The following is a 6,491-nucleotide window of genomic DNA, read 5'->3' on the forward strand; positions in this document are numbered from 1 at the left end:
AATCGAACTCTCGTCGTCAGCTTGGGAAGCTAATAGGGGTCAAATTCGCAAGTTGTTCATCTTAGGTGAAAATGAGCAAAAATATAATAAAAATAATGATTTAAACGTATTTTTGTCCTTCCCATTGTTGGGACAAGTTTCCTATTGATACCCATGAATTCCGTCCGTTTTCTAGCTATTTTCTAGCTGGAATTTCGATGCATTCTTTTGTAAAATATGAGGATACTGAAAAAGTTTGTCTTCCAAATGGCATGCAAATCATACTTTTGCATAGTTTTTTGGAAGAACCTATGAGGATTTGGGTAGGTGGCGAAGAGAGTTGGAGAGCACCGCATCACGAAACGGCTGGTGGACTCTGCCATCGCTGAGCACGGGAACCGCACGCGGATCTGGGACAGCGAGCAGAAGGGGTTTTGCCTCGTTGTCTATCCAACTGGGCGCAAGGTTTATGTCGTCGGCTATGGTTTCGGCGGCCGCTATCGCTGGTACACGATAGGGAAGCATGGCGATCCGTGGACGCCTGAAACCGCCCGAGACAAGGCGAAGGAAATCCTGGGTGAAGTAGCCAAGGGAAACGACCCATCAGCGCAGAAAACTCTGGAGCGCGTTGAGCAGAAGATTGGCGCGCTAACCATCTCGAAGCTCATCGATCTCTATCTTGACCAAGGCCCGATCGACAAACCGGACAAGCGGGAGTCGAGTTGGGTAAATGACAAGAACTACCTCAACAACCATGCCCGACGGCTTCTTGGACGGATCACACTCGGTGATCTGAAGCCACACCATATCTCCCGGTTCCAGAATGATGTTCTGACGGGCGTATCAGCAGAAATGGCAAAGGGGTCCGGCAGCAGGGTTCGTGGCGGACGGGGGGCTGCATCGCACGCCGTGCGTTCCCTGTCGGCAATGCTCGGCTGGGCCGTTAAGCGCGAACTGGTCGAGTCCAATCCGTGTCTCAAGATCAACAAGATACAGGATGGGGCTCGGGACCGTTATCTGACGACGAAAGAAGCCGAACGCATGTTCAAGGCGATCGATGCCTTGTTGGAGGAAGGTGAGATCACTCAGGACCAGGTCGACTGCCTAGAGCTGATTTTTCTGACGGCTGCACGCGCATCCGAGATAAAGGCGCTCCAATGGAAAGAGGTCGACCTGGAGCGACGGATCCTCAAGCTTCCGCCACTTCGCCACAAGACTGGCGGTGTAAAGAAGTACAAGTCTTTGCCCCTGTCGGCGCGATGCGTGGAGATCCTGACGCGTCTAAGTGAAGAAGCAGACGAGGAGGCGGAGTATGTTTTCCCGTCTTCAAGAAGCGGCTCTGATCACATCAAGCGCATCAACCATACCTGGGAGAAGATCGCTGCGCGCGCGAAGATCAAGGACTTCAGAATACATGATTTCCGTCACGCCTACGCATCCTTCGCAATTAATGCTGGCGAGTCGCTGAAGATGATTGGCGCTAATCTTGGGCACCAGCGAACCTCTACCACGGAGCGTTATGCTCACCTGCTCGTCGATTCCCAGCGTCCTGTGGCAGATGGAGTAGAGGCTGCATACGAGTATGCGCGTAAGCGAGCTTGAAATGTAGTGGTGTAAATAAGCTCTAGAACGCGTGCAGAACGGCAGTGCATGCCGATGAAGCTCAACATGGTTTGCAGTCGTGGATGCGCGAACTTCTGCAACAATTGTGTTTCGTTGTTCGGGATGGGGATCCGTTGGAACAACTTCGAAATGCGATTTGCTCCCGATATCAACGCATTCAGCTTAACTCATTCAATCTGAAAATTGACGGAGTCAGGATACTGAGTGCGCGGCTCGACGTGAAATGGCCGGGCCGCATAGGATCGACAATGAGCATTCGAGAACTCTAGATTGTCCACATATTCTCCCTCCGATGGTATGGGGATTAGCCCAGCAAATTGGATGCCGCAGACTGAGTAGAAGAAGCGTGCGGCATATTTGTTGGTGAAGTAATGATTGGAAGGGAAGAACGAGTGCGGATCGAATCTGTAGAGATCACCAACTTTCGGTTGCTTAGCGATGTTGCTCTCGCGCTTGAAGCCCAGACAACTGTTATTGTTGGGCGCAACAACAGTGGAAAGACATCGCTCTCCGAGATCATGAAGCGCTTACTAACGGACGCTAATGCCCGATTTAATCTTGAGGATTTTTCGAGTACTTGCCATGCTGACTTCGTTGCCGCTCTGCAGGCATACAACGAAAGCGCCGGAGATGATGTCGTACGCGCCGCGTTGCCGACGATCGAGCTGCGGGTCCGGTTCGATTATGATGTCGACGTGCCCGACTTTGGGCCATTGGCGCCTTTTGTCATCGACCTTAATCCGGATTGCCGAACGGCTCTGGTCGTCATTCGATACGAATTGAAGGATGGCGCTGTAGACTCTTTCTTTGACGACGCGCCCGCTGAGCCGCTCACTGACGAGACGCGCATGACATTCCTGCGCCTTATGCGCGAGCGTGTGCCGCGTCAATATGGCGTCTCGATCTGCGCCGAGGATCCAAACGATGCGACCAATATCCGGAAAATGCAGCCAGCCTCGCTACGACACTTGGTGAAAACCGGCTTTATTAATGCACAGCGCGGGCTAGACGATGTCACTTCTCGCGAATCCGACGTGCTCGCTAGGGTGCTCGAAAATATGTTCACCACTGCTAGCTCGGACACTGCAGATGCTGGTGACAAGGCAATCGCGGAAGGCTTGACCGCTGCTGTCGAGGAGATCCAGACCCAACTCGACGAAAATTTTGCTAGCCAGCTGGCAAAGCTGCTGCCGACACTTAAGAGCTTCGGGTATCCGGGGCTGGGAGGGCAAGATCTTCAGACGGAGACGTTGCTTGATGTTAGGCGACTGCTCTCCAATTTCACGAAAGTGCGGTATGGAGGCTTTGGCGGGATACCACTCCCTGAGTCCTATAATGGACTTGGTGTGCGGAACCTAATTTTCATTCTCCTCCAACTCGTGGGCTTTTACAAAGCCTATCGCGCTGAGGCGACTGCGCCCGGTGTACATCTTATCTTCATTGAGGAGCCTGAGGCACATCTCCATCCTCAGATGCAGGAAGTCTTTATTCGCCAATTGGCGACGTTTGCCAAGCAACTCGTCGATGGTGCTCAGGGCGGTGTCGCCTGGCCCGTCCAATTTGTCGTTTCGACGCATTCATCTCATATCGCGAACGCCGCTGGTTTTGAGTGCATTCGTTACTTCCTATCGACGGCGACGATCGACGCACCGCTTGGCGTTCGCCATACAAAGATCAAGGATCTTCGAACCGGTCTCGCAGGTAAGCCGGAGCCGGAAAAGCGCTTCCTTCATCAATATATGACATTAACACGTTGCGACTTGTTTTTCGCTGATAAGGCTATTCTGGTCGAGGGGCTTAGCGAGAGGCTAATGCTGCCTGTGGTCACCGAGAAATACGAAGCAGAGAATCTCGAAGCGCCGAAGCTCTCAACCCAATATACCTCGATCATCGAAGTCGGCGGTGCATACGCACACCGCTTCACGGACCTGCTTGAGTTCTTAGAGTTAAGGACATTGATCATCACCGACCTTGATTCAACCCTTGTTCCTGGTGGGAAGGCTTGTCCTGTCCATCAGGGTACTGCCACTAGCAATGCTTGCATAAAAAGTTGGTTTACTGATGACCCACTGACTTTGGAGGTGATCAATGCGAAGTCTGACAACGATAAACGCAAAGGATATTGTCGCATCGCCTATCAATGTCCTGAAGCTCCGGGCGGCCCCTGCGGGCGTACTTTCGAGGACTCCTTCATCCTCGCCAACACCGCGAAGTTCGGGGTTGATGACGCGGGTTCTGAAGCTTTGGAGATAGCTGCGCGAGCTAAGGCGGCCGAGTTCAAAAAATCTGACTTCGCGTTAACATTCGCCATTGAAGACAAGGACTGGGTGGCGCCCAAGTACCTTCTCGACGGCATCGCTTGGCTTGCAGCGGATGAATTCGGACCTGGTGATTCAGTAATGGCTGCTGGCGCTGAGGCTGTTGTGGAAGCCTTCGAAGGCGAAGTGGGGAAACCTGATGCCTGAGACTCCTGCCGAACAGGCAAGTCGCGTCGCACTGGAACGCGTCTTTTCCGCCTTAACTGAAGGTCGAAGCTTTCGACTCGAAGCTGGTGCTGGCGCGGGCAAGACTTATTCTCTGGTAAAGGCGCTTGAGTTTTTGATTGACAGACACGCTAGCGATATGCCGCGTCTCGGTCAGAAGATTGCCTGCATTACCTATACCAACGTTGCGCGTGACGAGATCGAAGCGCGTACCGACAGGCACCCGATAATCTACTGCGACACCAACCACGGCTTTTGCTGGTCTCTGATCAATGGATTCCAACGTCAATTGCGGGAGTTGGTCGCCGCACTGCCAGTTTGGGAAGAGAGGCTCGCAGAAGTGGGTGGAATTGGTGAGCGGGTGGTAAGCTATGATTTGGGTCATCGTTCGGTACGTGACACCGTCGTTTCGCTACATCACGACGACATTCTGCCGCTTACCATCGCGCTAATGGCGCATACCAAATTCCGGAAGCTTGTGGCGCAACGCTACCCGATTATTTTGATCGATGAATATCAGGATACTGATGTCGAATGGGTCGCCGCGATCAAACATCATTTTCTAGGAGTCGACAGCGCGCCGGTATTTGGATTCTTCGGTGACCATTGGCAGAAGATCTATGGAAATGGCTGCGGTAAACTCGACCATCCTGCAGTCGAAGAGATCGACAAAGGTGCCAACTTTCGTTCGGTACAGGCGGTCGTCGATGTCCTCAATGCAATGCGGCCCGAGCTTCCACAGTTTGTAGACGATCCCGAATTACCCGGTGATATTCGAGTCTTCCACACCAACGGGTGGGGCGGGCAGCGACAGACCGGTGGGCATTGGGGCGGAGACCTCCCGACAGAAGCGGCACACCAAGCGCTCGAGATGGCACGCGGCCAGCTCGAAGAAACAGGTTGGAACATCACGCCGGCGCACACCAAGATCTTGATGCTCACTCACCGCGTCCTCGCTGCCGAGCAAGGTTATGCGAGTCTGCCCGTTGCTTTTCGTTACAACGAATCATTCACCCGTAAGGAGCATCCCTACATTTCGTGGTTCGTGGATATACTCGAACCCGCATGCGACGCCTTTGCTGCGCATAGATACGGAGAGATGTTCGACTTCCTGGGCTCCGGTTTGCCCCATCTGAGGCGCCACGCGGACAAGCAAGCGTGGTTCGATGCAATGGTTGCACTTGGAAGCCTACGAGAAAGAGGCACTGTCGCTGATGTGCTTGCGCATCTGAGTGCAGTTCGGAGACCACGACTTCCAGACGCAATTGCCGACCGCGAACGTGATCTCGCTCTGTTCGACCGAGAAGGTGAGGAGGAGATGCCGACAGCCCTTGCCGAAATAGAACGATTGCGCGCTGTCTCTTATTCCGAAGTCTCAGCGCTGCGCCACTATCTTGACGGCTCATCTCCTTTCGAGACCAAGCACGGGGTGAAAGGTGCCGAATTTGAGAATGTATTGGTCGTTGTGGGTCGCGGTTGGAACCTCTACAATTTTAACGAGATGCTTGAATTAGCGGGTGCACAGAATATACCCGCGGCAAGACAAGCAGCGTTTGAGCGCAACCGAAATCTCTTTTACGTGGCCTGTTCAAGACCTAAGCGTCGTCTTGCTGTGCTTTTTACTCAGCTTGTTTCGGTTGCTGCAATTGGCACGTTGGAGCGGTGGTTCGGCGCAGACCGCGTTCACGCACTTGCTCTATGACAATGTAAGCGGCTGGAAGGGAAGCATCGAAATCAGGCGCCGGCCAACTAGCGCAACTTCATGCCGCATCGCTTCCTTGTGATCAGTAGTCTTCAACAAGACATAGCGGATATCCGTGATCAACTTCTCGCGAATTCCAAAAGGGGTCCTATGTCATGCTGGTCAGCACGCCGGAGCGCCTCAACGTAGGCTTGTCGTAGTGCGCCAATGTCCTGAAGGTTCTGGCCGCCCCAACTGAAGGGCTGATTGCCAAGTCTTTGCACAAGCAGATCTGCCATCATCCGGGCATGCCGGCCATTACCGTTTGGAAAAGGGTGAACCCAGACCAGCCGGTGATGCAGTCGCACGGCTGTCTCATCTGGCTCGAACGTTGCGTGGTCGCTCCAGTATCTTACGTCATCGATCAGTTGGGTGGTGTTCAAGTTTTGCGTTCGTGCCCGCTCAGCAACGCCCCCAACAAGAGAATGTCCAAATTGTCAGATCAGACTCAGCCACTCTCGATTCCACCACACCCGAAGTCCGGGAATGGTGACCGCGAGTGGTCCAATCAAGTCCTGCCTGAGCCAAAACCCTCCCGCCTTGTCCCCAAGGCGGACACCCTGGACGACGGATCCGTCTTCACGCTCAACACAAACACGACGCTCACCGTCAGCTACTCTAAAACCGAGCGCTTCATCCACCTCACTGAAGGCGAAGCCCTGTTC

The 6,491-nt window shown here is 53.5% G+C and carries 3 protein-coding genes and 2 pseudogenes; 4 read left to right on the top strand and 1 reads right to left on the bottom strand.

The window, feature by feature from the left end:
• The first annotated feature begins 306 nt into the window (after positions 1-306).
• The 3 genes from HY26_RS15255 (at position 307) to HY26_RS15265 (ending at position 5,787) form a co-directional block, all read left to right on the top strand.
• Entirely contained in the window at positions 307-1,581 is a 1,275-nt protein-coding gene (locus tag HY26_RS15255) for a site-specific integrase (protein WP_112073993.1), read from the top strand.
• A gap of 413 nt (positions 1,582-1,994) precedes the next feature.
• Positions 1,995-4,067 (top strand): ATP-dependent endonuclease, encoded by a 2,073-nt coding sequence (locus HY26_RS15260; RefSeq protein ID WP_112073996.1) that lies wholly within the window; start codon positions 1,995-1,997, stop codon positions 4,065-4,067.
• Positions 4,060-5,787, top strand: a complete 1,728-nt coding sequence (locus HY26_RS15265; protein ID WP_112073994.1) for a UvrD-helicase domain-containing protein — start codon at positions 4,060-4,062, stop codon at positions 5,785-5,787. Before HY26_RS15260 ends, HY26_RS15265 begins: the two co-directional genes overlap by 8 nt.
• A 119-nt stretch (positions 5,788-5,906) precedes the next feature.
• On the opposite strand, the pseudogene HY26_RS19445 reads toward HY26_RS15265, so the two are convergent.
• Positions 5,907-6,194 (bottom strand): annotated as a pseudogene (locus HY26_RS19445) (mobile mystery protein B); the annotation flags it as partial.
• A gap of 57 nt (positions 6,195-6,251) precedes the next feature.
• Between HY26_RS19445 and HY26_RS19450 the strand changes: the two are divergent.
• Positions 6,252-6,491, top strand: a pseudogene (locus tag HY26_RS19450) (hypothetical protein); the annotation flags it as partial.

The sequence above is a fragment of the Hyphomonas sp. GM-8P genome, from assembly GCF_003263315.1.
Lineage (GTDB): Bacteria > Pseudomonadota > Alphaproteobacteria > Caulobacterales > Hyphomonadaceae > Hyphomonas.

Bases quoted from the DNA above. Each gene is read 5' to 3' on its own strand.
- HY26_RS15265 (WP_112073994.1), top strand. From the start codon at position 4,060: ATGCCTGAGACTCCTGCCGAACAGGCAAGTCGCGTCGCACTGGAACGC.